The organism is Alloyangia pacifica (assembly GCF_900116195.1).
GTDB lineage: Bacteria > Pseudomonadota > Alphaproteobacteria > Rhodobacterales > Rhodobacteraceae > Salipiger > Salipiger pacificus.
Genome location: NZ_FOZW01000001.1, coordinates 337,766 through 364,618, shown reverse-complemented (window position 1 = coordinate 364,618; position 26,853 = coordinate 337,766). Strand labels below are relative to the sequence as shown.

Below are 26,853 nucleotides of genomic sequence, written 5' to 3'. Positions count from 1 at the left end.
GGACGTAAGTCTTTCTATCGAAAAGCGTTCTGGAGCTCACCAGACAACTTGCGCCAGCCGGTCCAGCCGCCGCGGCCAGCCGCTACGTCACGCGCGCCCCCTTGATCGGATTCCGGCCTCGGCTACGATCCGATCCCATATGAACGAAGATTTTCAAAACGCCCCGCATTCGGGAGGAAAGGGAGTTTCTCATGAAGATCACCGCCACCAGCCTCAGCCTTGTCGCCGCGCTTGCCACCTTCGGTACCGGCACCCTTGCGCAGGATCTTCCCGGCCCGGTCAAGGCGCGGCAGGGCCAGTTCAACATCCTCGCGATCAACCTCGGCATCCTCGGTGACATGGCCCGCGGCAAGACCGATTACGACGCCGACACAGCGCAAGCCGCCGCGGACACGCTCGTCGCCGTCTCGATGATCAACCAGGCGCCGCTCTTCCCCGAAGGCACCTCGGAAATGGAGATCGACGGCACCCGCGCCAAGGCGGAGATCTGGGACGACTGGGACGGGTTCGCCGAGAAATGGTCCGGTCTCGGCGAGGCCGCCGCTGGCCTTCAACAGGTCGCTGCCACCGGGCAGGAGGCGCTCGGCCCGGCCGTCGGCCAGCTCGGCGGCGCCTGCAAGGCCTGCCACGACAGCTTCCGCGCCCCCGAGTAATCCATGCGCCGCCTGCTCGGCTTCCTGATCCTGCTGGGGCTGCTTGCCGCCGGGGCCGCCTGGATGATCAGCGCGCCGGATACGCTTCCGGCGGGCGAATTCGCGGACGACACCGGCGGCGATCCGGCGCGCGGGCAGGCCGTCTTCACCGCCGCCGGCTGCGCCTCCTGTCATCATGCGCCAGGCAGCGAGGACAAGCTGGTGCTGGCGGGTGGACAACGCTTTGCATCCGACTTCGGAACGTTCATCGCGCCGAACATCTCGCAGGATCCGCAGCAGGGGATCGGCACCTGGTCGCTGCACGATTTCGCCAACGCCCTGCTGCGCGGCGTCTCCCCCGAGGGGCGGCACTACTATCCGGCCTTCCCCTACACCTCATATATCCGCATGCAGCCGCAGGACGTGGCGGACCTCTGGAGCTACATCCGCACCCTGCCCGCCTCGGACGCGCCGAGCCAGCCGCATGAGGTCGGCTTCCCCTTCAGCCTGCGGCGCGGGCTGGGCCTTTGGAAACAGCTCTACCTCGATCCGAGCTGGATCATGGGCACTCCCGGGAGCGAGGAGCTGAAGCGCGGGCGCTACCTCGTCGAGGCCCTGGCCCATTGCGGCGAATGCCACACGCCGCGCGACGACTTCGGCGGGCTGCAGCGCGAGGCCTGGCTCACCGGCGCCCCGGCCCCGGACGGCAAGGGCCGCATCCCCGCCCTCACCCCGGACGAGCTGAGCTGGAGCGCCGAGGACGTCGCCTATTACCTCGAGACCGGCTTCACCCCTGATTACGACAGCGCCGGCGGTCACATGGTCGCGGTAATCGACAATTTCGCGCAGCTGCCCCCCGAGGACCGCGCCGCCGTCGCCGCCTACGTCAAGGCGCTGCCGGAAGGCGGCGGGATGTAGTGACCCGCCCCGCCCCGGCCTTGCGCGCGCGGTACGGGCGGGATTTGCGTACTTGAAAAGAGAAGAAGCGAGCGGAGGCTTCTTCTCTTGCAAAATACGCGCGGGGTGAGGCGCGCAGCGCCGAGGGGCGGCAGCCCCTTTTGCCGCCAACGTCGCCGTGCCCTCTTAACACCGGGGCCCGGATCGCCTATCTGCCCCGCATGGACAAAACTCTTCATATCGTGGGCGGCGGCATGGCCGGGTCCGAGGCTGCCTGGCAGGCGGCGCGGCTGGGTGTCGACGTGGTGATCCACGAGATGCGGCCGAAGGTGGAAACCTTCGCGCATCGCACCGGCAACCTGGCCGAGATGGTCTGCTCCAACTCCTTCCGCTCGGACGACCACGAGCAGAACGCCGTGGGTCTCCTGCACTGGGAGATGCGCCAGGCGGGCTCGCTGATCATGCACACCGCCGCCGAACACCGGCTGCCGGCGGGTGGCGCGCTGGCGGTGGACCGCGATCCGTTCTCGGAAACGGTGACCGCCAAGCTGCGCGCGCTGCCGAACGTGTCGGTGAGCGACGAGGAGATTTGCGAGTTGCCCGAGGACGGGCACTGGATCTTCGCCACCGGCCCGCTGACCTCGGCCAGCCTGGGCAAGGCCCTGCAGGCCGAGACCGGAGCCGAGGCGCTGGCCTTCTTCGACGCCATCGCCCCCATCGTCTATTTCGACACGATCGACATGGACACGGCCTGGCTGCAGAGCCGCTACGACAAGGGCGAAACGGAAGAAGAGCAGAAAGCCTATATCAACTGCCCGATGACCAAGGAGCAGTACGAGGGCTTCATCGACGCGCTTCTGGCCGCCGAGAAGACCGAGTTCCACGAGGGCGAGACCGCCGGCTATTTCGACGGCTGCCTGCCGATCGAGGTCATGGCAGAACGCGGCCGTGAAACACTGCGCCACGGACCGATGAAACCCATCGGCCTGACCAACCCGCATAACCCCGAGCAAAAGGCCTATGCGGTGGTGCAGCTGCGCCGCGACAACGCGCTTGGCACGCTCTACAACATCGTCGGCTTCCAGACGAAGATGAAATATGGCGCGCAGACCGAGGTCTTCCGCCGCATCCCGGGGCTGGAGAACGCCAGCTTCGCGCGTCTCGGGGGCATTCACCGCAACACCTTCCTCAACTCGCCGACGCTGCTCGATGCGCAGATGCGCCTGCGCTCGCGGCCCAACCTGCGCTTTGCCGGGCAGATCACCGGGGTCGAGGGCTACGTCGAGAGTGCCTCGATGGGGCTGCTGGCGGGCCGGATGGCGGCAGCCGAGATCCTTGGCCATGAGCTGCCGACCGTGCCGCAGGACAGCGCCCATGGCGCGCTCATCCACCACATCACCGGCGGTGCCGAGGCCAAGACCTTCCAGCCGATGAACGTGAACTTCGGCCTGTTCCGCCCGCTCGAGGGCCTGCGCGGCGGGCGGCGCGGCCGCAAGGACCGCTACAAGGGCTATACCGACCGCGCCAAGACCGTGTGGCAGGAGTGGCTGGCCGCGCAAGAGGTGCCGGCGTGAACTACGTGCTCGCCCTGCTGTTGCCGCCGCTGTCGATCCTGCTGACCGGGCGGCCGATCCTCGGCATCGTGGTCTTCGTGATCTGGGTGCCGGCGATCATCTTCTCGGGCGGGCTCACGCACCCGATGTTCATCCTGCTGGCCTGGGTGCTGATCTACCAGTCCGGCGAGGAACGCCGGACCCGCCGGATCGAGAAGGCCTATCGCCGCGAGGACTGATTTGCGCACGCGCTTTGCCCCCTCTCCCACGGGTCCGCTGCACCTTGGCCACGCCTATTCGGCGCTGCTGGCAGAAGGCATGGCGCGGGCGTCGGGCGGCGCGTTTCTGCTGCGCATCGAGGATATCGACAGCACGCGTTCGCGCGCCCATTGGGAGGCGCAGATCTACGACGATCTGCACTGGCTTGGCCTGCGGTGGGACGAGGCGCCGATGCGCCAGTCGGACCGGCTGCCGGCCTACGAGGCGGCGCTGGACAACCTCTGGGCGCGCGAATTGATCTACCCCTGCCATTGCACACGCCGCGACATCCAGGCCGCCGCCGCGGCACCGCAGGAGGGCGCGGAGCCCGCCTATGGCCCGGACGGGCTGGTCTATCCGGGCACCTGCCGCGACCGGCTCGCCCCTGGCTATGGTGCCACGCCGCGGCCCCACGGCGCGGCGCTGCGGCTCGACATGGCGCGGGCGCTCGAACAGATCGGCTTTGGCATGTGGTTCGAGGAAAGCGGTGCGGGTCCGGACGGCGAGACCGGGCGCATCACGCTTTCCCCCGCACAGCTGCTGGCGCGTGTCGGCGATGTCGTGCTGTCACGCCGGGACTTTCCCGGCTCCTATCACCTGTCGGTGGTTCTGGACGACGCGGCGCAGGCGATCACCCACGTGGTGCGGGGCCGCGATCTCTTCGAGGCGACGGCGATCCATGTGATCCTGCAGCGGCTCCTCAACATCGTGACGCCGGTCTACCACCACCACGCCCTGATCCGCGACGAGCGTGGGAAACGGCTCGCCAAGCGCGACGACGCCCGGGCGATCGCGACATACCGTGAGGGCGGCGCAACCCCCGAGGACATCCGGCGCATGGTCGGGCTCGGCGGTTGAGGGGCTCCGCCCCTCGGCGCTGCGCGCCTCACCCCGGCGTATTTGGAAAGAGAAGAAGGGCGCGTGCCCTTCATTGTTCCGCAAATACGCAGGGGGCGGCCTCTCAGCCCTCCGCCATCGGCGCCATGATCTCGACCTCTTCGCCATTCCGCACGGCCGTGTAGAAGCAGCTGCGGCGGTTGGTGTGGCAGGCCGGGCCGGTCTGGCGCACGAGGGCCAGCAGGCAATCGCTGTCGCAGTCGACGCGCAGCTCGACCAATTCTTGCAGGTGGCCCGAGCTCTCCCCTTTGACCCAGAAGCTCTGGCGCGAGCGCGACCAGTAGGTGACCCGGCCGGTCTCGAGCGTACGGGCGACGGATTCAGCGTTCATCCAGGCCATCATCAGCACCTCTCCCGTTGCCTCCTCCTGCGCGATGCAGGGGATCAGGCCGTTTGCGTCATAGACCAAGGTCGCAGGATCGAAGCTCATGGTGAAATTCCCTTTTGCAGGCGCCGGGCGCGCGCCCTATCTATGGGGGGCGAGCCGAAAGGGAAACCCATGTCCGCCAATACCACCGCCGAAACCGATCTGATCAAGCTCTACTCCTCGCGCATCCTTGCGCTGGCGGCGGATATCCCCCGGACCGAGCGTCTGGAGCATCCCGACGCCACGGTGAAGAAGCGCTCGCCGCTCTGCGGCTCGACGGTGACCGTGGACCTCGCGCTGCAGGATGGCCGGGTCAGCGACTTCGGACAGGACGTCAAGGCCTGCGCGCTTGGCCAGGCGGCGGCCTCGGTCGTGGGCGCGGCGATCATCGGCTGCACTCCCGAGCAGCTGGCACAGGCGCGCGATGCGCTGCGCGCCATGCTCAAGGAAGACGGGCCGACCCCGCCTGCCCCCTTCGACGGGCTGGAGGTGCTGCGTCCGGCGGCAGCCTACAAGAACCGGCACGCCTCGATCATGCTGGCGCTCGATGCCGCCACCGAGGCCGCCGAGGAAATCGCGGCAGCGCGCAGCGCCTGACGGCAAGCCGACCTCGCCCGGTCAGAGCCACTGACCCGGCCCCAGATCAGCAGAACCAGCCAGAATACCAGACAAAAAAACCGCCGCGCTCCGGGATGGGAGGCGGCGGCAGTGGCGTGTCTTGTGGACTCCGGAAGAGCCGCGTTGCGTGACCGGGGATCAGGCGACCCGGAGCTGGGGATACAATGCGACGCATCGGGACAGTGATGCGGCGGCACCCGGAGCAAGACCGCAGGCAGAAATCAGAAATTCAGAGCAGCGGCAGGTGCAGCGCCCCTACAAGGATCACGATCAGCGACAGGGCCCCGATCATATCGGTCACCAGCGAGGTGTTGTCGGCGCGGCTCATGGTGGTGCGGATGGTGTCGATCATCTTGGCGTTCCCTCTGTGCGTGCTGTGCGTGTTCTCTTGTTGCCCTTTTGTTCTCATGTGATCCGATTCGAGTAAAGAACTTTTTGAGAACATTTGTGAACACATGGGAACGTGAGGCGAGAACGTAGAAGCCCGGAGAGCCTCTCGGCGCTCCGGAGCATCACGTTTTAAGTTTATTTTCAGAAGCTTATGTGAGCTCCATGCCGGTCAGCCAACGCTGATCAGCTTGATCGCCTCATCCTGCCGCATCAGCCAGAGCAGCATGCGCGCAGCCTTGCCCCGGTCGCCGGTCAGCTCCGGATCTTCGGCCAGAAGCCGCCGCGCGTCGCTCTGCGCCATGGCCATGAGCCCGGCCTGGCTTTCGAGATCCGCCACCTTGAAACGCGGCAGACCCGATTGCGCCGTGCCGATCAGATCGCCCGCACCGCGCATCTGCAGATCGACCTCGGAGATGCGGAAGCCATCCTCGGTCTCGCGCAGCGTGGTGAGCCGCTTCGAGCCGCTTTCGCCGAGCGGCGGCTGGTACATCAGCAGGCAGGTCGAGGCCGCCTCGCCGCGCCCGACGCGGCCGCGCAGCTGGTGCAGCTGCGCGAGGCCAAAGATCTCGGCCCGCTCGATCACCATGATCGAGGCATTGGGCACGTTCACCCCGACTTCGATCACCGTGGTGGCGACCAGCACCTTGGTCTCCCCGGCGACGAAGCGCGCCATGGCGGCGTCCTTCTCGGCGGGCGGCATCTGGCCGTGCACCAGCCCCACCACGCCCTCGCCCAGCTCGGCGCGCAGGCGCTTGAACCGTTCCTCGGCGGCGGTGAGGTCCGAGACCTCGCTCTCCTCGACCAGCGGGCAGACCCAATAGGCCTGCCGCCCCTCGGCGACGGCCTTGCGCAGGTGCTCGACCACCTCGGCCATGCGCTCGGTCGAGACCAGCGCGGTCTGCACGGGTTTCCGCCCCGGCGGCTTCTCGTCGAGCACCGAGACGTCCATGTCGCCGTATTGCGCCAGTGCGAGGCTGCGCGGGATCGGCGTCGCGGTCATCACCAGCACGTCAGCGCCCTGCCCCTTGCGTCCCAGTTCCAGCCGCTGACGCACGCCGAAGCGGTGCTGCTCGTCGACGATGGCGAGACGCAGGGCCTTGAACACGACGTCGTCCTGGAACACCGCGTGGGTGCCGACGAGTATGTGGATATTGCCCGCCGCCAGCGCCGCCAGCTTGGCCTTTCGCTCGCTGCCCTTGTCCCGGCCGGTGAGGATTTCCACAACCACCCCGGCGCTTTCGGCCAGCGGCTGCAGCCCTTCCATATGCTGGCGGGCGAGGATTTCCGTCGGTGCCATCATCACGCCCTGCCCGCCGGACTCCACCGCCACCAGCAACGCCATGAAGGCGACCAGCGTCTTGCCCGCGCCCACGTCGCCCTGCAGCAGACGGTTCATCCGGGTCTCGGCGGCCATGTCCTCGGCGATCTCGTCCATCGCGCGCAGCTGCGCGCCGGTGGGCCGGTAGGGCAACGCCGAGAGCACACGCCGGCGGAGGCGCCCGTCGCCCATGGTGGGGTAGCCCTTGCCCCGGCGGCGGTTGATTCGTGCCAGCCCCAGCGTCAGCTGATGCGCCAGCAGCTCGTCGTAGGCGAGCCGGGCGCGGGCCGGAGCCGTGGGGGTCAGCGCGGCCATGCCGTCGGGGGCATGCGCGGCCTCGAGCGCGTCGTGCCAGTCGGGCCAGCCTTCGCGCTCCTTGAGCGGGCCGTCGATCCATTCCGCCAGTTCCGGCGCGCGGGTGAGCGCCCCGGCCACGGCGCGGGCCATCAGCTTCTGCGTGACCCCAGCTGTCAACGGGTAGACCGGCTCGAAGAGCGGCAGCGTGTGCGCCTCTTCGGGTGGCAGCATGTGGTCCGGGTGGACCATCTGGGCGAGACCGTCGAAGAGCTCGACCTTGCCGGAGACCAGCCGCCGCGATCCCTCGGGCAGCACGCGGCTCAGGTAGTCGGCGCGGCCGTGAAAGAACACCAGCTGAAAGGTGGTCTCTGCGTCCTCGACCTGTATCCGATAAGGCCGCCCCTTCACCGCGGGCGGCATGTGCCGCAACACCTGCACCTCGACGGTCACCGTGCCCGGCAGGTCGGCGCCCTGCACAGAAGGGCGCGGGCGGCGGTCGATCACCGAATGCGGCAGGGTCAGCAGCAGGTCGCGCGGCGCAATGACGTCAAGCCCCTCCATCGCCTGCGCGGTCTTGGGGCCGACGCCGTCCAGCGTCTTCAGCTCGGCAAAGAGCGGCCAGAGGGCCTCGGGGCGCTGACTCATCTCCGGGTCATCCGCCGATCAGGGCGAGCCATGTATCCTCGTCCATCAGCTCGACTCCCAGTTCCTTAGCCTTGGCCTCCTTGCTGCCGGCACCGGGGCCCGCCACAACGATGTCGGTCTTCTTCGACACCGAGCCCGAGACCTTGGCCCCCAGCGCCTCGGCGCGCGCCTTGGCCTCGGCGCGGGTCATCTTTTCCAGCGAGCCGGTGAAGACCACGGTCTTGCCCGCGACGGGGCTGCCCTCGGTCGGCGGGCGTTCGGCGTCCTGGATGTCGAGATGCGCCACCAGCCGGTCCACCGAGGCGCGCTCGGCCTCCTGGTGCAGCGAGGTCACCAGCGAAACCGCGACAATCGCGCCGATGCCGTCGATGCCGACGAGGTCATCCCAGGCGGCGCGCGCCTCGGGCGCGACCTTCGGCGCCTCGGCCCAGACCGCATCCTGCGTTTCCTTGATGCGGGCGCGGCGACCGGCGGAGGCGGCGGCCTTGCGCTCTTCCTCGACGGCGGCCTCGGCCCTGCGGTAGCGCTCGACCGCCGGAACCGCCTGATCGACGGCGGCGATCATCGCGGCCCAGCCGAGGTAGTGCTTCGCCAGATCCTTCGCGACCACCTCGCCGACATGGCGCATGCCGAGGGCAAAGATCACCCGATTGAGCTCGATCTTCCGCTTCTCATCGATCGCGTCGAAGAGGTTGGACGCGCTCTTGTCGCCCCAGCCCTCGCGGTTCTTCAGCTGCTGCATGCCCGAACCGTAGCGCGCCTTCAGCTCGAAGATGTCCGCCGGCTCCTTGATCCAGCCGTCGCGGTAGAACTGCTCGACCTGCTTGGCGCCGAGCCCCTCGATGTCGAAGGCCGCGCGGGAGACGAAGTGCTTCAGTTTTTCCACCGCCTGCGCCGGGCAGACGAGGCCACCGGTGCAGCGGCGCACCGCATCGCCCTCCTCGCGGATCGCCTCCGAGGCGCACTCCGGACAGGTCGCGGGAAAGACGTAGGGCTGCGCATCCTCGGGGCGTTTCGACAGATCCACGTCGGCCACCTTCGGGATCACGTCCCCGGCACGGTAGACCTGTACCCAGTCGCCGACGCGGATGTCCTTGGCGCCGCCTTCGGGGTCGGGGCGGATCACCTCGCCCTTGGCGTCGCGGCCGGCGATGTAATCCTCGTTGTGCAGCGTGGCGTTGGAGACCACGACGCCGCCCACGGTGACCGGGGTCAGCCGCGCCACCGGGCTGAGCGCGCCGGTGCGACCGACCTGGATGTCGATCGCCTCGAGCCGGGTCCAGGCCAGTTCGGCGGGGAATTTATGCGCGATCGCCCAGCGCGGGGTCGTCGAGCGGAAGCCCAGCCGTCCCTGCAGACCAAGGTCGTTGACCTTGTAGACCACGCCGTCGATATCATAGCCGAGCGTGGCGCGCTGTTCCTCGATCTTGCGGTACTGCGCAATCATCTCGCGCGGGCCGTCGCACAGCTGGGTCAGCGGGTTGGTCTGGAAGCCCAGCGCCTGCAGCCGTTCGATGGAGCCCATCTGCGTCTCGGCCAGCGGGGCCGAAAGCTCACCCCAGGCATAGGCAAAGAAACGCAGCGGCCGGGCACGGGTGATCTCGGCGTCGAGCTGGCGCAGCGAGCCGGCGGCGGCGTTGCGCGGGTTGGCGAAGAGCTTGCCGCCGCGGGCTTCCTGCCGCGCGTTGAGCGCGGCGAAATCCTCGTGGCTCATGTAAACCTCGCCACGCACCTCCAGCACGTCGGGCGCGCCATCGAGGGTCTGCGGGATATCGGCGATGGTGCGGGCGTTGGCGGTGACATTCTCGCCCACGGAGCCGTCGCCGCGGGTGGCGGCCTGCACCAGCTCGCCGTTTTCGTAGCGCAGCGACAGCGAGAGACCGTCGATCTTGGGCTCGGCGGTATAGGCCAGCCCAGCGCCACCCTCCATGCCGAGGTAGCGCCGGATGCGGGCGTCGAACTCGTCGACCTCCTCGGGCTCGAAGGCATTGCCGAGCGAGAGCATCGAGACCACGTGCCGGACCTTGGAGAAGCCCTCAGCCAGCGGTGCGCCGACCTGCTCGCTGGGACTGTCCTCGCGCTTGAGCTCGGGGAAACGCTCCTCGATCTCGAGGTTCCGGCGTTTCAGCGCATCATACTCGGCGTCCGAGATCTCGGGCGCATCCTCGGTGTGGTAGGCGGTATTGGCCTGCGCCAGAACATCGGCAAGCCGGGCAAGCTCGTCCCGTGCCTCTGCTGCCGTCAGTGCCTTTACCGGTGTCTCCGCCACGTTCTGGGCCATCGCCGCATTCCTTGCTCACGCCTTTTGGCAGACGTGATAGGGCGCGCGGCGGGGCGCGTCCAGAGTCAGGCGTTCACCGCCATGGCGCCGACCGGCGGCTCGGGGTCGCGCAGCACGTAGCCGCGGCCCCAGACGGTCTCGATGTAATTCTCGTCCCCGGTGGCTTCAGACAGCTTCTTGCGCAGCTTGCAGATGAAGACGTCGATGATCTTCAGCTCGGGCTCATCCATCCCTCCGTAGAGGTGGTTCAAGAACATCTCCTTGGTCAGCGTGGTGCCCTTGCGCAGCGAGAGCAGCTCGAGCATCTGGTATTCCTTGCCGGTCAGGTGCACGGCGCGTTCGCCCACGGTGACGGTCTTGGCATCGAGGTTCACCGAGACCTTGCCGGTGCGGATGATCGACTGCGAATGCCCCTTGGAGCGACGGATGATCGCGTGGATGCGCGCCACCAGCTCGTCGCGGTGGAACGGCTTGGTCAGATAATCGTCGGCCCCGAAACCGAATCCCTTGATCTTATTGTCGGTGTCATCCGCACCGGAAAGGATCAGGATCGGCGTATTGATGCGCGCCATGCGCAGCTGGCGCAGCACCTCGTGCCCGTGAATGTCCGGCAGGTTCAGATCGAGCAGGATCAGGTCGTAATCATAGAGCTTCGCCAGATCGATGCCTTCCTCCCCGAGGTCGGTGGCATAGACGTTCAGGTTCGCGTGGTTCAGCATCAGCTCGATGCTCTTCGACGTGGTCGGATCGTCTTCAACCAGAAGGATGCGCATGGCCGTCTCCGCTTTTCTCTACCCCTGCGCCGAGCCTGTCCCAATTTAGTTAATGGTTCTTTACCCCAGCCCCGCGCAGTCTAGGCAAGACGGCACTTCAATCAACTTTCGACAGAGTCTCATAAGGATAGGTCGCGCAAAATTTCTCGGAAGCCGGCGCCGCGAAGGACCCTATGGGCCGCCTTGACCTTTCTCGGAGGCGGCCGAGACGCATCTCGCCCCTCAGCCAGGGCGGCCCGCGTTCCCGACTATGCTCGGGCTAGGCGCTCCCCTCCCGGAACCTCTGCACCAGCGTGGCCTTCAGTGCCTCCTCTCCATGGCTTGAGACGGCATTGAGCCATTCCGCCAGTTCCTCGGAGCTGAGGGCATAGCGCTCCATCGCCTGCGTCTCGGTGAGCAGCCCGTGGCGGACGGCACGCACCACGGCTGCCTTTCGCGATGCGACCCAGCGCCGGGTCTCCGGCGGCGGCAGGTCGGCCCGTGTCATGATCGAGCCGTCAGGCAGTGTCACCGCGCGCGGGCCATCGATCTTCTTCAGGTACATGGTCGTCGTCCCGTGTGGCCTCCCCCTGTGCCGGGCTCCGTCAGGAGCCCCTGCGCCGGGACGCTGGCTTCGTGCCATTGTCTCGGAGACGCCGGGTTGCCATACTTGCGGCTTCGCGGACCGCTCGGCCCTGCGGCGCCCCGAGGCGCGACCGGGCTCAGCGCTCCGACCCAGCTATGGGGGTGACGCATATTGGCCTTGCGTGATTTAACGCTGTCTAAAACGCGCCCTTGTTAGTAAGACGCATTTTCCTATATTCCCCCGGACTCCCGGAGACTGACGATGGCCCTCGATACCCAGACCCTGAACTCGCTTGGCTTTGCGAAATCCCCCGCCGACACGCGGGTGGTGGTTGCCATGTCCGGCGGCGTGGACAGCTCCGTCGTTGCCGCCATGCTGGCCGAGGAAGGCTACGACGTGGTCGGCGTGACGCTGCAGCTCTACGACCACGGTGCGGCGCTGGCCAAAAAGGGCGCCTGCTGCGCCGGCATCGACATCCACGATGCCCGCCGCGTGGCCGAGCAGATGGGTTTCCCGCACTACGTGCTGGACTATGAGAACATCTTCAAGGACGCGGTGATCGACGAGTTCGCCGAGAGCTACCTTGGCGGGGCCACCCCGGTGCCCTGCATCCGCTGCAACGAGCGGGTAAAGTTCAAGGACCTGCTGGAGACGGCCAAAGACCTCGACGCCGATTGCATGGCGACGGGCCACTACATCCAGCGCATGAACGGCGCCGAAGGTCCCGAGCTGCACTCGGCGGCGGATGCCAACCGTGACCAGAGCTACTTCCTGTTCTCCACCACCCCCGAGCAGCTCTCGTACCTGCGCTTCCCGCTGGGCCACCTGAAGAGCAAGGCCGAGACCCGCGAGCTCGCCGCCAAATACGGCCTGTCGGTCGCCGACAAGCCCGACAGCCAGGACATCTGCTTCGTGCCTGACGGCAACTATGCCTCGGTGATCGAGAAGCTGCGCCCCGGTGCCGCCGAGCCGGGCGAGATCGTGCATGCGGACGGGCGCAAGCTCGGGACCCACAAGGGTGTCATCCACTACACCATCGGCCAGCGCCGCGGTCTCGGCATTGGCGGGCTGGACGAGCCGCTCTACGTGGTGAAACTCGACGTGGACGCCAAGCAGGTAGTGGTCGGCCCGAAAGAGATGCTCGCAACCCGCAAGATTCCGGTGCGCGAGATCAACTGGCTCGGGGATGAGGCTTTCACCAGCCGTGACGAATGGCACCTGAAGGTGAAGGTCCGCTCGACCCGCCCGCCGCGGGACGCGATCATCCGGCCGATCTCGGAGACCGAGGCCGAGGTTGAATTGCTCACCCCCGAGGAAGGCGTCAGCCCGGGCCAGGCCTGCGTGTTCTACGCCCCCGAGGGCAGCCGCATCTTCGGAGGCGGCTGGATCTGGCGCGGCTACTGATCGTCGCAGCCTCTTGCAGAACATTGCTGCGGGGCCCATCCTTTCGATGAAAGGGTGGGCCTTGTCATGTCGTGGCTGAGCCGTCTGACCGAACGTCGAATCCTGAAATCTCTCGCCGAGGGCCGCTTGCAGGGACTCGAGGGCGAGGGAAAACCCCTGCCGGAGCGCAGCGGCGAGGCGCATCTCGACCCGGGCGAGGCGATGGGCTTCCGCATCATGGCCGAGGCCGGTGCCCTGCCCGAGGAGATCACCCTCAAGAAGCAGGTGGCGGCGCAGCAGCAGATGATGGCTGGCCTGACCGATCCCGCCGCGCGAAAGGCCGCCATGGCACGATTGGCGGAATTGCAGATGAAGCAGTCCATGGCCGAGGAGGCCCGCCGCCGCTTCCTGCGCGACTAACCCCCTAGTACCAGCCTGTCCCCGATGGGATAGACCAGCGGCGCATCGGCGAGCGCATCGGCCGGGATCGGCGGCGACAGCAGGTGTCCTTGCCCGGCATCGCAGCCCATGGCCCGCAGGTAGCTCAGCTGGCCGGGGGTCTCGATCCCCTCGGCCACCACGCGGAAGCCGAAGCGTCGCGCCATGCTGAGGATCGCCTCCACCACGGCGCGGTCGCGGGGACGCGCGCTCAGCCCCTGCACGAATTGGCGGTCGATCTTCAGCATGTCGATGGGCCAGGCCCCGAGGTGGCGCAGGCTGCCGTAGCCCGTGCCGAAATCATCGAGCGCGATCTTCGCACCACGGCCGCGCAGATCGCGCAGCGTCTCGAAGGCCCGCCCGCCTGTCTCGCCCAGCATGACCGTCTCGGGCACCTCGATAACGACCACCGTCCAGGGCAGATCCAGTTCCGCAAGCAACTGCCCGAGGTCCTCGACAAACGTGCGGTTGTGCAAGTCGAAGCCGGTGACATTGATCCCGATGCGCAGCAGCGCATTCTCGACCGAACGGCGGACCGGCAGCGCCCGCAGCACCTGCGTCGCCTGGGCGATGATGCTGCGGGTCAACTGCTGCGCCAGCACGCCGTTCTCAAATATCGGATAGAACTGCTCCGGCCCCATCACCCCGCCGCCCGCCCCCTGCCAGCGGGCCAGCACCTCGTAGCCGGAACAATGCCCGGTGGCGAGGTCGACCACCGGATGGAACACCGGCCTGATTTCGCCCTCGGCCAGCGCGCCGGAGAAGTTCCGCACCAGCTCGCGCAGACTGAAACGCAGATGCCTGTGCGGATCGAAGATGACCTCGCTGCCACGCCCCGCCTCCTTGCCGGCATAGAGCGCGGTATCGGCCTGCTCGAAGAGGGCGTCATAGTCTTCGCCGTGGCGCGGAAACAGCGCCGCCCCCATGCTGATGCTGCCCAGTTCCGGCTTGCCCATGGTTTCGCTCAGCTGGGCCACCGCCCTGCGGCAGACCTCCATGACACGCACCAGCGCGGGCTCGGCCTCCGCCGGCAGACGCAGCAGGAGCGCGAACTCGTCGCCGCCGATGCGCCCTATCAGCGCCTCCGAAGCAACGCTGCCCTGCAGGGCCCCTGCGATGGCGCTGAGGTAGATGTCGCCGAACTGGTGCCCGTGCAGGTCGTTGATCTGCTTGAAGTGGTCCACGTCCAACAACACCAGTGCATGCGGCTCCCGCCCTCGGTTCAGCACGTCCCGCGCCCGCTCCTTGAAACTGCGCCCATTGGCGAGCCCGGTCAGCGCATCGGTCTGTACCTGCCGCTGCAGCTCCGCCGCGTGGCGTCCCAGAACCGCCATGTCCCGCGTCATGGCCAGTTTCGCCCGCCGCTCGGAGAGCAGCGCCTCGAGCATCGTCAGGAAGGGCCGCGCCCTGCGTTCGACGTCGAGCGGCCCGCCCCGTTCCGCCGCATACCCCAGCACGACCGTGCCCAGCCTCGGGCCGCGGGGACCGCCAAGGCTCGCGAACAGGAAGCGGTGTCTGCGCCCGCCCACATCGTGCTCGCAAAGCCGTGCGCAACGCGGGCCGCTGGCGATATCCACCTCCCCACCGATAAGCTGGCGCAGGCTGTCCGCCAGTGCGCCCTCGAGCGGCGCGGCCATGCGGACCGGTCGAGGCCCGACAACCTCCGCCGCGAGATCGATCAGGCAGGCCGCCGCGCCGCTGAGCGGCAGCGCAGACGCGCCGATCCGGTCCAGCAAGGCGTCAAGATCGGACGTCGGCAGGCTGCCGCGCGCAAAATCATCGGTGTCCGGCAGGCCGTTCATCATCGATGATACCCCCTGGCTCGTGAGAATGTGTCAATCCAAATGCATGCAGCCCCCGACCGAGAAGCCGGTCAGCGGTGCCTCCCGGCGGCTGAAACCACCGCCAGTTCGTTCAGATTTTACGAGAAATGTTAAGAAGTTGTTAACTTCCGTCGCCTGGCCAGCGGCGCTGCCCGGCATATACCCGCAATGCCCCCAATGTGATCGACCATCCGGCCCGAGGCATCGCGGACCCCGAGGCGCGTCGGGAGGACACGCGCACAGCGGTCGCACGGGATAGCCGCCGCCGCGCTATCCGTCGCGGCCCGGGTCGTTCGGGTTGCTGGAGAAGATTGCGAGCTTGTTCCCCTGCGGATCGCGAAGATAGCCGACGTAGAAGCGCGGACCATAGGCCGCACGGAACCCCGGCGCGCCCGCGTCGGACCCGCCTGCGGCAATCGCGGCGGCATGGAGGGCGCGCACCTGCGCCTGATCGCGCGCCTCGAAAGCGACCATGGCCCCGTTGCCGGCCGAGGCCGGGAGACCATCGAAGGTCGGCTTGACGTAGAAGTCTGGCAGTGCGTGCGACTGGCCCGCCTTTGCGGGCAGCGCGTAGCTCAGGCCCTCGGCCCCTTCCGTCACGCTGTAGCCAAGAGGCGGCAGGAACGAGGCGTAGAACCGCTTCGCGCGGGCAATGTCATCCGCCCCGACCGTGACATAGGCAATCATGCGCGCCGGCTCCTTTCGCAGCGCTGGCCTTTCGGGGGCCCGCTTCTGGCGCAGCTCCCGGCGCTATGGAGAAGACACCTTGCATTCCGCACAAGGGTTTCCGCACAAGGCGACGCAGGACGAGCTGAAAAAAGACGCCGCCCGATCGGGGCGGCGTCTGGCATGTCGCGTGGCAGGCGATCAGAGGTAGTCCGAACGCTGCAGGCCGTATTTGGCCATTTTCTCGTTCAGCGTCCGGCGCGGCAGGCACAGCTCATCCATCACCGAGGAGATCGAGCCCTTGTGCCGGCGCATGGTGTTGTCGATCAGCATGCGCTCGAAAGCTTCCACGTATTCCTTGAGCGGCTTTCCCTCGGTGGTCATCACCGGCTGCATGTCCTCGTGGTCGTTCATCAGCAACGAGGCGATGGTGCCCGTGCCACGGCGCGACTGCAGCACCGCACGCTCGGCGAGGTTGATGAGCTGGCGCACGTTGCCCGGCCAGGGGGCCTGCAGCAGCTGCGCCGCCTCCTGTGCCGAGACCTGCGGCGAGTCGCAGCCGTATTCGTCCGAGAACTGCTCGGAGAAGCGCGTGAACAGCGTCAGGATGTCCTCGCCGCGCTGGCGCAGCGGCGGCACGGTGATCTTCAGCGCCGCGAGGCGGTAGTAGAGATCGGGGCGCAGCGCGGTCTCGCAGGTGCGGCCCTCGTCCTGCAGGTTGCAGATCGCCACGATGCGGGTCTCGGGCGGGGTTCCCTGATCGTTGATCACCGACAGCAGACGGGCCTGCGAGGCGTCCGACAGGCTCTCGATGTCTTCCAGCACCAGAGTGCCGCCCCGCGCCTCTTCGATCGCCGGCAGGCGGGTGTCCTCGGGCTGCATCGGGCCGAAGAGGCGGCGCATCAGCGCGTCCTCGTCCATCGCCGCGCAGGAGATCAGCACGAACTTCTTGCCCGCGCGCGACCCCACGGCGTGCAGCGCGTGGGCGATCAGCGTCTTGCCGGTGCCGGTCTCGCCGTCGATCAGCACGTGGCCGTCGGCCTGGCCAAGATCAAGCACGTCCTCGCGCAGGCGCTCCATGGCGGGGCTCTGACCGATCAGCTTGCTCATCAGCTGGCCGCCGTCCGACAGCTCGCGGCGCAGCACCCGGTTGTCGAGCGTCAGTCGGCGGGCGTTGGTCGCCTTCTTGGCCAGCTCGGACATGCGGTCGGGGTTGAACGGCTTCTCGAGGAAGTCATAGGCCCCGATGCGCATCGCCTCGACCGCCATCGGCACGTCGCCGTGGCCGGTGATCATGATGACGGGCAGCGCGCTGTCGTTGCCCATCAGCTTGCGGAGGAACTGGATGCCATCCATGCCGGGCATGCGGATGTCCGAGATCACGATGCCCGGATAATCCGCGCCAACGGCGCCGAGCGCCTCTTCGGCGCTGGAATAGGTTTCGGTGTCATACCCGGACAGAGCCAGCCACTGGCTGATCGACTGGCGCATGTCCTTCTCGTCGTCGACGATCGCGATCTTCATGGCTTTGGTCATTCGGTCTGGTCGCCTTTTGTTGTGTTCTTTTTACGCGGTCTCATACTGGTCAGGACGGCCCGTTACTCGGCCGCCGCAGGGCTCTGGTTCAAGATAGGCAGTTGCATCTCAAAAACAGCCCCTCCCTCGGTTCCGTTCCGCGCCGTGAGCCGCCCGCCGAGGTCGCTGACGATCCCCGAAGAGATCGCGAGGCCGAGGCCGGTGCCGTCGCCGGGCTGCTTGGTGGTGTAGAAGGGCTCGAACAGCGCATCGAGATCCTCGATCCCGTGGCCGTTGTCGCGCACGCTCAGCGTCGCGGTCTCGCCGCTGGCGAGGATGATCTCGATCTCGGGGTTGGCGACCGACTTGGTCGCGTCGATGGCATTGCGCAGCAGGTTCACCAGCACCTGCTCGATGCGCATCCGGTCGCCCATCACCATCACCGGCTGATCGGGCAGAATCTTCGAGATGCGCACCCGCCGCGCCTTGAGCTGCGGCTCCATCATCGACAGCGAGGAAGCCAGCGCATCCCCCATGTCGACAGGCACGAAATTCGCCTGCCCCTTGCGCGCGTAGCTCTTCAGCTGGCGGGTGATCGCCCCCATCCGCTCGATCAGGTCGTCGATGCGGGAAAAGGCGGTCATCGCCTCCTCGGGGCGGTTGCGCTTGAGCAGCAGCCGCGCCCCGGCGAGATAGGTCTTCATCGCCGCCAGCGGCTGGTTCAGCTCGTGGCTGACGGCGGCGGACATCTCCCCCAGGGCCGCCAGCTTGGAACTCTGCTCCAGCGTCTGCTCGGCACTGGCGAGATCCTTCTGCACCTTCTCGCGCTCGGCGATCTCGCGCTGCAGCCGCGCGTTCAGCGCGCGCAGCTCGACGCTCTCGCGCTGGAACAGCGCCATGCGCAGCGCGGTCTTGCGCGACAGCGCATAGAAGGCCGAGGCCGCCAGCAGGGCAAAGGCCATGATCTCCAGCGCCAGCACCGCATTCACCTTCTCGCGCACCGAGGCATAGGTGGTGAAGGTCGCCATGGTCCAGCCACGGAACGGGATGCGCCCGTCGATGCGCATCACCGCCTCGCCGCGCAGGTAGGCGTCGGCAGGCAGCGCGGTCCAGTCGGCTGTGGCCTTGATGGCCCGCTCGATGGCGTTCTCGGCGGGCTGGCGCGCCAGCGCCTCCTCCATGGTGCGCCCGCGCCAGCGCGGCTCGGTCGCCAGGATGATGCGGCCCTCGGAATCGAGCACCGCCACGGCATCGGTGATCCCCGCCCAGGCACGTTCGAATTTGGCCAGGTCGACCTCGACCATGATGACGCCGATGGCCGAGTTCTGGCTCTCCATGCGGCGCGAATAGGTGAAGGAATAGCCCCCCGCCTCACGCTCCTGCACGGTGAAGACGGTGGTATTGGCGCGCAGCGCGTCGACGTAATAGGCCTCGGAGCGATGGTTCGAGCCGAGCCGGTTGCGGTCGGTCGCCGCCACGGTGCGCCCGTCGCGGTCGAGCAGCATCAGCGAGGCCGCACCGATCTCGTCGACATAGGAAATCAGCCGCTGCGTCGACTGGCTGAAGTCGCCCGAGTTCAGCGCGCCGATCAGCGCCGGGTCCCGCGCCAGCAGCTGCGGCACGATGGCGTTGCGGCGCAGCTCTGAAAGGATGTTTCCGGAATAGAGCGCCAGGCGCAGCTCGGCGCGGTTGCGCGTCGAGGCGGTGGAGCGGTCGGTCAGCAGGACGTTGGTGATCCACACCGTGCTGACCGCAAGCACCAGCAAAAGGATGAGCGCCGACCGCACCCGCCAACTCAGCGGGCCCGAACGCCGTCTGTCAATCTTGTCACTCGCGAGCTCCGACATGGCGCCCAACTTACGCTGCGCGCCGGGCCGGCTCAAGCGGTGCCGGTCAAGCCTCGGCGAGAGCCGCCGTCAGATTGGCGAAAAGACGCGCACCGTCCTCGTTGCCCTGCGCCGGATCGCAGGCCCGCTCGGGGTGCGGCATCATCCCCAGAACGCGTCGGTTTTCCGAGAGAATCCCGGCGATGTCGCGATCCGCGCCGTTGGGGTTGTCGGTGTAGCGGAAGGCCACGCGGCCCTCGCCTTCCAGCATGTCCAGCGTCGCCGCGTCGGCGGTGTAATTGCCGTCATGGTGCGCGATCGGGATGCCGATCTTCTCGCCCGTCTCGTAGCCACGGGTGAAGACGGACTGGCTTTCGGCCACTTCCAGCCCCACGGTGCGGCAGATGTACTTGAGGTTGGCGTTGCGCAGCAGCGCGCCCGGCAGCAGCCCGGTCTCGGTGAGGATCTGGAAGCCGTTGCAGACACCGAAGACGTAGCCGCCGCGCTCGGCATGGGCCTTCACGTCCCGGCAGATCGGCGAGTTGGCGGCGATGGCGCCGCAGCGCAGGTAGTCGCCGTAGGAGAAACCGCCCGGCAGGCCGACAATGTCGATGCCCGCGGGCAGCGAGGTGTCCTTGTGCCAGACCATCTCGACCTCGAGCCCGGCCTGTTCGAAGGCCATCTTCAGATCACGATCGCAGTTCGATCCGGGGAAGACGATGACGGCGGCTTTCATGGGCACTCTCCTGAACGGCCTCGCGGCGCGCTCCGGCGCCGCCCCCCGCGTCAGCGGGTGAAATCGGTGATCACGGCCACGCCCGGAGGCGTCGGCCCGTTGAACGCCGCCAGCTCCGCCCCGGCCTGGCTGAGGGGAATCTCGCGCGCGATAAGCGGGCTCATATCCACCTTTCCGCGCGTAATCAATCCAAGCAGCGACGGATAGCGATGCGAGGGCATGCCGCGGGTGCCATAAAGCGCCAGGTTGGCCATGTAGACGGCATTCATGTCCACCTCCTGCACCGCGTGATGGCCCACCGGCATGCCGACCTGCACGTGCCGCCCCAAGGGCCGCAGGCAGCGGATCGAGGCGTTGACGGTCTGCGGAATCCCCAGCGCCTCGACGCTGACATGCGCGCCGCCGCCGGTGATCTCCCTGATCTTCGCCGCCGCGTCCTCCTCGGCGGCGTTCACCGCCGCATCCATGCCAAGCGAGAGCGCGTGGTCGAGCTTCTCCTGCACCACGTCCACCACCACCACATGCGCCCCGAGCGCGCGCCCCAGGATGGCCGCCGAAAGCCCGATGCCCCCGGTGCCATGCACCGCCAGCCACTCGCCGCCCTGCAGCGCCGCGCGCCCGGTCAGCGCGTGCCAGGCGGTGGTCACCCGGCAACCGAGCCCCGCCGCAAGCGTCGGCGACATGCCCTCGGGCAGCCGGGCAAGGTTGAAGTCGCGCGGCACGGCGACGTATTCGGCAAAGGCGCCGGGCTCGATGAACCCCGGCAGGCGCTGATCGAAGCAGGTGTGCTGCTGCCCCTCGCGGCATTGCGGGCAGGTGCCGCAGGCAAGGATGAACGGCGCGACCAGCTTGTCACCGACCTGCCATTGCGAGTCCGGCCCGGCCTCGACCACCTCACCACAATACTCATGTCCCTGGATCTGACCGGGCTTCACCCGGGGATGCTCCCCTGACCAGCCGTGCCAGTCCGAGCGACAGACGCCGCAGGCCAGCACCTTCAGCACCACGCCGTCCGCCGGGCACTCCGGCATCGGAACGTCTTCGATGGACAGGTCGGCGTTATACTCTCTCAGCACCGCGGCGCGCATGGGACATCTCCTCCAGATTCTGCGATCACAGAACGACAGCTGCCCGGCAAAGGCAAGCCCTCCCGATCCTGTGCCCGCGCCTGTCGACAACATCCCGCGCGCGCCGCGTCGGCCCGCCCCCGCACCGCGCCCCTGCCTGCCTTCTTCTCTTTCGAAATACGCCGGGGGTGAGCCGCGCAGCGGCGAGGGGGCAGCGCCCCCTCATACCTCTAGATTTTCGGCGACGTCGCCCTCGCTTTCGCGTGGAGCGGTCGGGTCAGGGCTGCGCCTCGGGGCGCTGCACATATCGTTGGGATTGGGCCCCCTCTCCTGCTCCGCCCCCGCCATCCCCACGCAGCCCTTGAGCAATTGCCCCTGCGGCGATACATCTTCGCAACTGACCAGAGGACGATATCCATGCCCATCAAGCTGCCCGAAGACCTTCCCGCCTACGACGTGCTCTCGCGCGAGGGCGTGATGGTCATGTCCGAGGACAGCGCCTCGCGGCAGGACATCCGGCCCCTGCGCATCGCCCTGCTCAACCTCATGCCCAAGAAGATCCAGACCGAGAACCAGTTCGCGCGCCTCATCGGGGCGACGCCGCTGCAGATCGAGTTCAGCCTGATCCGCATGACCGAGCACCAGACGCGGAACACCGCCGCCGAGCACATGGAGGCCTTCTACCGGCCCTTCTCAGAGGTCGAGGCCTCGGGCGAGAAGTTCGACGGGCTGATCATCACCGGCGCGCCGATCGAGCATCTGGAGTTCGCCGAGGTCACCTACTGGGACGAGCTGAAACGCGTCTTCGACTGGAGCCAGACCCATGTGCACGCCACCTTCGGCGTCTGCTGGGGCGGCATGGCGATGATCAACTACTTCCACGGGGTGAAGAAGCACATCCTCGACCACAAGGCCTTCGGATGCGTGCGCCACCAGAACCTCGCCCCCGCCTCGCCCTTCCTGCGCGGGTTCTCGGACGACATGGTGATGCCGGTGTCGCGCTGGACCGAGATGCAGCGCGCCGAGATCGAGGCCGCTGGCCTTCCGGTGCTGATCGACTCGCCCGAGACCGGCCCGGCGCTGGTCGAGGACAAGGCGCATCGCGCGCTCTACATATTCAACCACCTCGAGTACGACAGCACCACGCTGAAGGACGAGTACGACCGCGACGTCGAGGCCGGCAAGCCGATCAACGTGCCGGCCAACTACTACCCGAACGACGATCCGACGAAAAAGCCGCAGAACCGTTGGCGCAGCCACGCGCATCTGCTCTTCACCAACTGGATCTCGGAAATCTACATGACCACGCCGTTCGACCTCTCGCGCATCGGCACCGAGTCCACCGACTGGCGCGCCGCGACCAAGGTCGGGGCCTGAGCCATGTGGCAGGCGCTGCTGCCGGTTGCCGCGCTGGTGCTGGCGGGCTGCGGTCTTGCCGGCAGCAAGGCGGCAAAAGAGGAAGCCGCCGCCGAAGCCGCCTTTCCGCCCGAGGGCGATTTCCTGCAGGTGGACGGCCGCCGGGTGCATTACGTCGAGCAGGGCTCCGGCCCGGCGCTGGTGCTGATCCACGGCGCCAGCGGCAACCTGCGGGACTGGACCTTCGACGCCGTCTCCCGGCTGAGCGCCGATTACCGAGTCATCGCCTTCGACCGCCCGGGGCTCGGCTATACCGAGGCCGAAGCGGAGGGTGACAGCATCTTCGAGCAGGCCGCGCTGCTCTCGGCTGCCGCCGCGCAGCTCGGCGCGACGCGCCCCATCGTGCTCGGCCAGTCCTACGGCGGCGCAGTGGCGCTGGCCTGGGCGGCGAACCACCCCGAACGGGTCTCGGCGTTGGTGCTGCTGGGCGCCGCCTCGCAGCCCTGGGAGGGCGGGCTGCCGTTCTTCTACAAGCTGACCGCCGGCCCGCTCGCACCGCTGGCCAATCCCGCCATCGCCGCCTTTGCGCCCGACGCCAGGGTGCAGGAGGCGATCACCGAGGTCTTCGCCCCCAACCCCGTGCCGCCGGGCTATGCCGCTCATATCGGTGCACCGCTGACACTCCGCCGCGAGAGCCTCGACGCCAACGCCCGCCAGCGCGCCAGCCTCAAGGCCGAGATCCGCAGCCTCGCCCCGCGCTACCCGGCGCTCGACCTGCCGGTGGAGCTCATCCACGGCGAGGCCGACACCACCGTCGGGCTGCAGATCCACTCGGTGCCCACGGCGGCGCAGATCCCCGGGGCCAACCTCGTCACCCTGCCCGGCACCGGCCACATGCCGCAACACGTCACCCCCGCGCAAATGGACGCCGCCATCGCCCGCGCCGCCGCCCGCGCGGGTTTGCGCTAGCCGCCGCTTCGCCCCATATTGAGCGGAAGCAACCTGATGGAAGGACCAGCCCCCGTGTCCAAGTCGTCCAAGTCGTCCAGGCCCTTCGACGGCGCGATCAGCGCCTACTTCGAACGCGAGGCCCCCAAGGAGATCCGCGAGGCGATCCGCCGCGCCGACAAGGATGACATCCTCTCGTCGAGCTATCCCTACTCCGAGGAGATGAAGGGCAAGGCCTACGACAAGCAGATGAAGTCCCTGCAGATCGAGCTGATGAAGCTGCAGCGCCACGTCAAGGAAAGCGGCGAGCGCATCGCCATCCTCTTCGAGGGCCGCGACGCCGCCGGCAAGGGCGGCACGATCAAGCGTTTCCGCGAGAACCTCAACCCGCGCGGCGCCCGCGTCGTGGCGCTTTCCAAACCCTCGGACACCGAGGCGACGCAATGGTACCTGCAGCGCTACATCGACCACCTTCCGGCGGGCGGCGAGATCGTCTTCTTCGACCGCAGCTGGTACAACCGCGGCGTGGTGGAGAAAGTCTTCGGCTTCTGTACCGAGGCGCAGCGCGAGCACTTCTTCGCGCAGGTACCGGATTTCGAGAAGATGCTGGTCGAGGAAGGCATCAGGCTCTTCAAGTTCTGGCTCAACGTCGGCCGCGCCGAGCAGCTGCGCCGCTTCCTCGAGCGCGAGAAGGATCCGCTGAAACAGTGGAAGCTCTCGTCGATCGACGTCGAGGGGCTGAAGCTCTGGGACGACTACGGCGCGGCGATCCAGGAGACGCTGTCGCGCAGCCATACCGCCGCCGCGCCCTGGACGGTGATCCGCTCGGACGACAAGAAGCGCGCCCGGATCGAGGCGATCCGCCACGTGCTCACCCATCTCGACTACGACAGCAAGGACGAGCGCAACGTCGGCGCGCCCGATCCCAAGATCGCCGGAGGTCCCGACGTCTGGGATGGGTAAACGCGGCTACCACCACGGAAATCTCCGCCAGGCGCTGGTCGAGGCGGCGCTGGAACTGATCGAGGAAAAAGGCCCCACCGGCTTCACGCTGTCGGAGGCGGCGAAACGCGCCGGGGTCACCCCTGCCGCGGTCTACCGGCATTTCTCAGGGCGCGAGGATCTCATCGCCGAGGCGGCCCGGCAGGGCTACGAGATCTTCGGCGACCTGATGCAATACGCCTATGACAGCGGCCAGCCCTCGGCACTGGCGGCCTTCGAGGCCACGGGTCGCGCCTACCTCGCCTTCGCCCGTCGCCACCCCGGCCACTATATCGCGATGTTCGAAAGCGGCGTGTCGGTGAACCATTCGCCCGAGCTCGCCGCCGCCTCGCGCCACGCCCGCGGCGTTCTGGAAAAGGCCGCCTCGGATCTGTCGCAACACATCCCGCCCGAAAAGCGCCCGCCCGCCTCGATGTTCTCGGCCCACATCTGGGCGATGAGCCACGGCGTGGTGGAACTCTTCGCCCGCAATTCTCCCGGCACCCAGTCGCCCTTCCCCGCCGACGAGCTGCTGGAGACCGGCATCGGCATCTACCTGCGCGGCCTCGGCCTCATCCCGCCCGACACCTGAGCTTCCACTTGTCAGAAATATCCCGGGGGAGCCGCGCCCTGCGCGGCGGGGGCGGAGCCCCGCTTCTCCAAAAAAGAAAGCCGCCCTTGGCGGCGGGGGCAGAGCCCCACGATGCCCCCTTCTAGGACCGCGACATGACCCAAAAGACCTTCTACCTCGGCCTTGGTGGCCAGAAATGCGGCTCGACCTGGATCCAGGCCTACCTGAACCGGCAGCAGGGCAGCGATTTCGGCCGCCTCGGTGAATACCAGGTCTGGGAGCACCGGCTCGGCGGCGTTTTCGCCCGCTATCAGGTGCCCATGCCGCCGCTGAAGGAGCGGCTGCGCGCGCGGCTGAAGACCAGCCTCGGCGCGGAGGAGCCCGCCCAGCACCTGCGCTGGCGGCTGCAAACCGACACCGAGGCCTATTTCGACTATTTCGCCGGCCTGCTGGAGCGCCCCGGCATTGTCCGCACCGGCGACATCACCCCCTCGTATGCCGCGCTGCCCGCCGACACGCTGGCGCGCATCCGGGAGGGGTTCGGCAAACGCGGCATCGCGGTGAAGGCAATCTTCTCGATGCGCGACCCGGTCGACCGGCTGCGTTCGCACATGCGGATGGAAATGGCCAAGGACCGGCTTGCGGCGGAGGAAAGCAACGCTGCGCCGCTGCGCGCCTTCTACGCGAGCGCAGAGGCCGAGGCGCGCAGCCGCTACGACCGCACCATCGCGGCGATCGAACAGGTCTTTGCCCCCGGAGATCGCTTCCTGTGCCTCTTCGAGGACCTCTTCACCCCCGAGGGGGTCGCCGCGCTGTCGGAGTTCGCTCAGGTCCCGTGCGATCCGTCGCAGGGCGGACAGGCGGTCAACGCGCGGGCCAAGGGCTCAGGCAGCCTGCCCGACGATCTGCTCGCCGAGATCGCCGTGCACTACCGACCGGCCTACGAGGCCGCCGCGGCGCGGCTGCCGCAGGTCCAAACGCTCTGGCCCTCCGCGCCCTACGCGCTCACCAGCGCATGAGACCGAGCGCGACGAGCTGCTCCGGCCCCTCGTAGCGCACTGAATTCTCGTCGAGAAAGCCGTTCTCGACCCCGCCCATCTTCTCCAGAAGCTCGGCGTAATAGCGGTACTTGGCGGCACCGTTGGCATGCGCCCCCCAAGAGATCGCGCGCGCGATTTTGTCCGCGAATTCCGCCGTGTAGACGAAATGCGCCAGCGTCAGCAGCACCGACTGCGAGGGTGGAGCGCTGGCGTTGTGGGTATCGACCATGCCACTGGTGCCGCTGCGCAGCACCATGGGCGTCTTGTGCCGGGCAGCCTTCTGGAAACTCTGCGCCTTGCGCACCCGCGAGGGCATGTAGATCCGGTGCCAACCGCGCCGCTCGACCCTCGGCCTGATGTCGTAGTGCGCGAAGAGTCGCGCGGTCTTGCTCTCGCCCACCAGTTCCATGCCGCCGGGCGCCAGCGCGACCAGCTGTTCCGCCTGGAAATACGGATAGGCCTCGAGCATCCCCTCGAAACTCTGCGGCAGCGGGCCGGAAAGCCCCTCGACCGAGGCGGGAAAGAACTCCACCACCGAGGCGAGCGCCGCCTCGGCACCCTCGGCCTTCAGCCGCGCCGCGATCTCCTGCAGCGAGCCGACGCCCGGCGGCAGGAAGAGGAACTCGTCGGCATCGACATAGGTGACGTAGGCACCATCGAACCAAAGATGCGGCAGGGCGATCTTGTAGAATGTGCCGGCGCGCTGCATGCGCGGCTCGGCACCCTCGAGCTGGATCTCGATCTCCTCGCCGAAGCGGAAACGGGTGCGCACGACGCAGCAATCCGGCTGCGCGTCGAGCCAGTCCTCCGAACCGTCGTCCGAGCGGTCGTCCATGATCAGGAACTGCTCGGCCCCGATGCTGCGGTAGTGCTCGAAGAAGGCCGGGCAGAGCGCCATCTCGTTGCGGAAGGTCGAGAAAATCGTCAGCTTGCCGGGATCGACCGGGCGCGAGACGCTCTCCACCAGATCGGCCACGCGATCGATTGTGTATGGCGCCATGCCGAGCCCTCT

General features: G+C 67.6%; 26 protein-coding genes. 13 read left to right on the top strand and 13 right to left on the bottom strand.

The genetic code is table 11. The annotated features are described in order from the left end of the window. Positions 1-191: 191 nt before the first annotated feature. The 5 genes from BM397_RS01780 to gluQRS all read left to right on the top strand — a co-directional run bounded on the left by BM397_RS01780 (position 192) and on the right by gluQRS (position 4,198). Positions 192-653, top strand: coding sequence for a c-type cytochrome (locus tag BM397_RS01780; RefSeq protein ID WP_092420801.1), 462 nt, complete (start codon positions 192-194; stop codon positions 651-653). 3 nt (positions 654-656) lie between these two features. Beyond that, a complete protein-coding gene (locus tag BM397_RS01775) occupies positions 657-1,550 on the top strand; it encodes a c-type cytochrome (RefSeq protein ID WP_092420798.1) in 894 nt (297 codons plus the stop codon). Between the two features lie 200 nt (positions 1,551-1,750). Continuing rightward, positions 1,751-3,103: a methylenetetrahydrofolate--tRNA-(uracil(54)-C(5))-methyltransferase (FADH(2)-oxidizing) TrmFO gene (trmFO, locus tag BM397_RS01770; protein ID WP_092420795.1), complete on the top strand. Its 1,353-nt coding sequence runs from the start codon at positions 1,751-1,753 to the stop codon at positions 3,101-3,103. Beyond that, a complete protein-coding gene (locus BM397_RS01765) occupies positions 3,100-3,321 on the top strand; it encodes a hypothetical protein (RefSeq protein ID WP_092420792.1) in 222 nt (73 codons plus the stop codon). Before trmFO ends, BM397_RS01765 begins: the two co-directional genes overlap by 4 nt. A gap of 1 nt (position 3,322) precedes the next feature. Further along, complete coding sequence (gene gluQRS / locus BM397_RS01760; RefSeq protein ID WP_092420789.1) at positions 3,323-4,198, top strand: tRNA glutamyl-Q(34) synthetase GluQRS; 876 nt, start codon at positions 3,323-3,325, stop codon at positions 4,196-4,198. Between the two features lie 103 nt (positions 4,199-4,301). Here gluQRS and hisI read toward each other — a convergent pair whose 3' ends face one another. Next, positions 4,302-4,667, bottom strand: a complete 366-nt coding sequence (hisI, locus tag BM397_RS01755; RefSeq protein WP_092420786.1) for a phosphoribosyl-AMP cyclohydrolase — start codon at positions 4,665-4,667, stop codon at positions 4,302-4,304. A gap of 69 nt (positions 4,668-4,736) precedes the next feature. Between hisI and BM397_RS01750 the strand changes: the two genes are divergently transcribed. Continuing rightward, complete coding sequence (locus BM397_RS01750) at positions 4,737-5,201, top strand: iron-sulfur cluster assembly scaffold protein (protein WP_092420783.1); 465 nt, start codon at positions 4,737-4,739, stop codon at positions 5,199-5,201. A gap of 250 nt (positions 5,202-5,451) precedes the next feature. On the opposite strand, the gene BM397_RS29590 is transcribed toward BM397_RS01750, so the two are convergent. The 5 genes from BM397_RS29590 to sciP form a co-directional block, all read right to left on the bottom strand. After that, a complete protein-coding gene (locus tag BM397_RS29590; RefSeq protein WP_256218707.1) occupies positions 5,452-5,574 on the bottom strand; it encodes a hypothetical protein in 123 nt (40 codons plus the stop codon). A 207-nt stretch (positions 5,575-5,781) separates the two neighbouring features. Continuing rightward, complete coding sequence (gene recG / locus BM397_RS01745) at positions 5,782-7,872, bottom strand: ATP-dependent DNA helicase RecG (RefSeq protein WP_092420780.1); 2,091 nt, start codon at positions 7,870-7,872, stop codon at positions 5,782-5,784. A 7-nt stretch (positions 7,873-7,879) separates the two neighbouring features. Next, a complete protein-coding gene (ligA, locus tag BM397_RS01740; RefSeq protein WP_092420777.1) occupies positions 7,880-10,153 on the bottom strand; it encodes an NAD-dependent DNA ligase LigA in 2,274 nt (757 codons plus the stop codon). Positions 10,154-10,218: 65 nt separating this feature from the next. Beyond that, entirely contained in the window at positions 10,219-10,926 is a 708-nt protein-coding gene (gene ctrA / locus BM397_RS01735; RefSeq protein ID WP_092420774.1) for a response regulator transcription factor CtrA, read from the bottom strand. 259 nt (positions 10,927-11,185) lie between these two features. Then, on the bottom strand, positions 11,186-11,470 hold the full coding sequence (sciP, locus tag BM397_RS01730) for a CtrA inhibitor SciP (protein ID WP_092420771.1): 285 nt from the start codon (positions 11,468-11,470) through the stop codon (positions 11,186-11,188). A gap of 282 nt (positions 11,471-11,752) precedes the next feature. On the opposite strand from sciP, the gene mnmA reads away from it, so the two are divergent. Further along, positions 11,753-12,895 carry a tRNA 2-thiouridine(34) synthase MnmA gene (gene mnmA / locus BM397_RS01725; protein WP_092420768.1) on the top strand — a complete coding sequence of 381 codons (1,143 nt, stop codon included), beginning with the start codon at positions 11,753-11,755 and terminating at the stop codon, positions 12,893-12,895. Between the two features lie 66 nt (positions 12,896-12,961). Next, the gene (locus tag BM397_RS01720) at positions 12,962-13,294 is read left to right on the top strand and encodes a DnaJ family domain-containing protein (protein WP_092420765.1); all 333 of its coding nucleotides are present in this window, start codon (positions 12,962-12,964) and stop codon (positions 13,292-13,294) included. Here BM397_RS01720 and BM397_RS01715 read toward each other — a convergent pair. From BM397_RS01715 to BM397_RS01690, 6 genes are all read right to left on the bottom strand, one after another. Beyond that, on the bottom strand, positions 13,291-15,117 hold the full coding sequence (locus BM397_RS01715; RefSeq protein WP_092420762.1) for a putative bifunctional diguanylate cyclase/phosphodiesterase: 1,827 nt from the start codon (positions 15,115-15,117) through the stop codon (positions 13,291-13,293). The genes BM397_RS01720 and BM397_RS01715 overlap by 4 nt on opposite strands. Before the next feature lie 288 nt (positions 15,118-15,405). Continuing rightward, positions 15,406-15,822, bottom strand: a complete 417-nt coding sequence (locus BM397_RS01710) for a VOC family protein (RefSeq protein WP_092420758.1) — start codon at positions 15,820-15,822, stop codon at positions 15,406-15,408. Between the two features lie 180 nt (positions 15,823-16,002). After that, positions 16,003-17,337, bottom strand: a complete 1,335-nt coding sequence (locus tag BM397_RS01705; RefSeq protein WP_092420755.1) for a sigma-54-dependent transcriptional regulator — start codon at positions 17,335-17,337, stop codon at positions 16,003-16,005. Between the two features lie 62 nt (positions 17,338-17,399). Then, complete coding sequence (locus BM397_RS01700; protein WP_092420752.1) at positions 17,400-19,163, bottom strand: sensor histidine kinase; 1,764 nt, start codon at positions 19,161-19,163, stop codon at positions 17,400-17,402. 46 nt (positions 19,164-19,209) lie between these two features. Then, entirely contained in the window at positions 19,210-19,878 is a 669-nt protein-coding gene (gene purQ / locus BM397_RS01695) for a phosphoribosylformylglycinamidine synthase subunit PurQ (protein ID WP_092420749.1), read from the bottom strand. A 50-nt stretch (positions 19,879-19,928) separates the two neighbouring features. After that, on the bottom strand, positions 19,929-20,966 hold the full coding sequence (locus tag BM397_RS01690; protein WP_092420746.1) for a zinc-binding dehydrogenase: 1,038 nt from the start codon (positions 20,964-20,966) through the stop codon (positions 19,929-19,931). 396 nt (positions 20,967-21,362) lie between these two features. On the opposite strand from BM397_RS01690, the gene BM397_RS01685 reads away from it, so the two are divergent. The 5 genes from BM397_RS01685 to BM397_RS01665 all read left to right on the top strand — a co-directional run bounded on the left by BM397_RS01685 (position 21,363) and on the right by BM397_RS01665 (position 25,820). Next, positions 21,363-22,322: a homoserine O-succinyltransferase gene (locus BM397_RS01685; RefSeq protein ID WP_092420743.1), complete on the top strand. Its 960-nt coding sequence runs from the start codon at positions 21,363-21,365 to the stop codon at positions 22,320-22,322. 3 nt (positions 22,323-22,325) lie between these two features. After that, positions 22,326-23,270 carry an alpha/beta fold hydrolase gene (locus tag BM397_RS01680; RefSeq protein WP_092420740.1) on the top strand — a complete coding sequence of 315 codons (945 nt, stop codon included), beginning with the start codon at positions 22,326-22,328 and terminating at the stop codon, positions 23,268-23,270. Positions 23,271-23,324: 54 nt separating this feature from the next. Further along, complete coding sequence (ppk2, locus tag BM397_RS01675) at positions 23,325-24,212, top strand: polyphosphate kinase 2 (RefSeq protein ID WP_245695981.1); 888 nt, start codon at positions 23,325-23,327, stop codon at positions 24,210-24,212. Then, complete coding sequence (locus BM397_RS01670; RefSeq protein ID WP_092420733.1) at positions 24,205-24,822, top strand: TetR/AcrR family transcriptional regulator; 618 nt, start codon at positions 24,205-24,207, stop codon at positions 24,820-24,822. Before ppk2 ends, BM397_RS01670 begins: the two co-directional genes overlap by 8 nt. A gap of 134 nt (positions 24,823-24,956) precedes the next feature. Continuing rightward, positions 24,957-25,820 (top strand): hypothetical protein, encoded by an 864-nt coding sequence (locus BM397_RS01665; RefSeq protein ID WP_092420729.1) that lies wholly within the window; start codon positions 24,957-24,959, stop codon positions 25,818-25,820. Here BM397_RS01665 and BM397_RS01660 read toward each other — a convergent pair. Then, positions 25,807-26,841, bottom strand: coding sequence for a glycosyltransferase family 2 protein (locus BM397_RS01660; RefSeq protein WP_176806507.1), 1,035 nt, complete (start codon positions 26,839-26,841; stop codon positions 25,807-25,809). The genes BM397_RS01665 and BM397_RS01660 overlap by 14 nt on opposite strands. Positions 26,842-26,853: the final 12 nt, after the last annotated feature.

Bases quoted from the DNA above. Each gene is read 5' to 3' on its own strand.
- BM397_RS01705 (WP_092420755.1), bottom strand. From the start codon at position 17,337: ATGACCAAAGCCATGAAGATCGCGATCGTCGACGACGAGAAGGACATG.
- hisI (WP_092420786.1), bottom strand. From the start codon at position 4,667: ATGAGCTTCGATCCTGCGACCTTGGTCTATGACGCAAACGGCCTGATC.
- BM397_RS01715 (WP_092420762.1), bottom strand. From the start codon at position 15,117: ATGATGAACGGCCTGCCGGACACCGATGATTTTGCGCGCGGCAGCCTG.
- trmFO (WP_092420795.1), top strand. From the start codon at position 1,751: ATGGACAAAACTCTTCATATCGTGGGCGGCGGCATGGCCGGGTCCGAG.
- ligA (WP_092420777.1), bottom strand. From the start codon at position 10,153: ATGGCCCAGAACGTGGCGGAGACACCGGTAAAGGCACTGACGGCAGCA.
- mnmA (WP_092420768.1), top strand. From the start codon at position 11,753: ATGGCCCTCGATACCCAGACCCTGAACTCGCTTGGCTTTGCGAAATCC.
- BM397_RS01670 (WP_092420733.1), top strand. From the start codon at position 24,205: ATGGGTAAACGCGGCTACCACCACGGAAATCTCCGCCAGGCGCTGGTC.
- ctrA (WP_092420774.1), bottom strand. From the start codon at position 10,926: ATGCGCATCCTTCTGGTTGAAGACGATCCGACCACGTCGAAGAGCATC.
- sciP (WP_092420771.1), bottom strand. From the start codon at position 11,470: ATGTACCTGAAGAAGATCGATGGCCCGCGCGCGGTGACACTGCCTGAC.
- BM397_RS01700 (WP_092420752.1), bottom strand. From the start codon at position 19,163: ATGTCGGAGCTCGCGAGTGACAAGATTGACAGACGGCGTTCGGGCCCG.
- BM397_RS01660 (WP_176806507.1), bottom strand. From the start codon at position 26,841: ATGGCGCCATACACAATCGATCGCGTGGCCGATCTGGTGGAGAGCGTC.
- BM397_RS01750 (WP_092420783.1), top strand. From the start codon at position 4,737: ATGTCCGCCAATACCACCGCCGAAACCGATCTGATCAAGCTCTACTCC.
- BM397_RS29590 (WP_256218707.1), bottom strand. From the start codon at position 5,574: ATGATCGACACCATCCGCACCACCATGAGCCGCGCCGACAACACCTCG.
- BM397_RS01685 (WP_092420743.1), top strand. From the start codon at position 21,363: ATGCCCATCAAGCTGCCCGAAGACCTTCCCGCCTACGACGTGCTCTCG.
- BM397_RS01710 (WP_092420758.1), bottom strand. From the start codon at position 15,822: ATGATTGCCTATGTCACGGTCGGGGCGGATGACATTGCCCGCGCGAAG.
- BM397_RS01690 (WP_092420746.1), bottom strand. From the start codon at position 20,966: ATGCGCGCCGCGGTGCTGAGAGAGTATAACGCCGACCTGTCCATCGAA.
- recG (WP_092420780.1), bottom strand. From the start codon at position 7,872: ATGAGTCAGCGCCCCGAGGCCCTCTGGCCGCTCTTTGCCGAGCTGAAG.
- BM397_RS01780 (WP_092420801.1), top strand. From the start codon at position 192: ATGAAGATCACCGCCACCAGCCTCAGCCTTGTCGCCGCGCTTGCCACC.
- BM397_RS01720 (WP_092420765.1), top strand. From the start codon at position 12,962: ATGTCGTGGCTGAGCCGTCTGACCGAACGTCGAATCCTGAAATCTCTC.
- BM397_RS01665 (WP_092420729.1), top strand. From the start codon at position 24,957: ATGACCCAAAAGACCTTCTACCTCGGCCTTGGTGGCCAGAAATGCGGC.
- BM397_RS01775 (WP_092420798.1), top strand. From the start codon at position 657: ATGCGCCGCCTGCTCGGCTTCCTGATCCTGCTGGGGCTGCTTGCCGCC.
- purQ (WP_092420749.1), bottom strand. From the start codon at position 19,878: ATGAAAGCCGCCGTCATCGTCTTCCCCGGATCGAACTGCGATCGTGAT.
- BM397_RS01680 (WP_092420740.1), top strand. From the start codon at position 22,326: ATGTGGCAGGCGCTGCTGCCGGTTGCCGCGCTGGTGCTGGCGGGCTGC.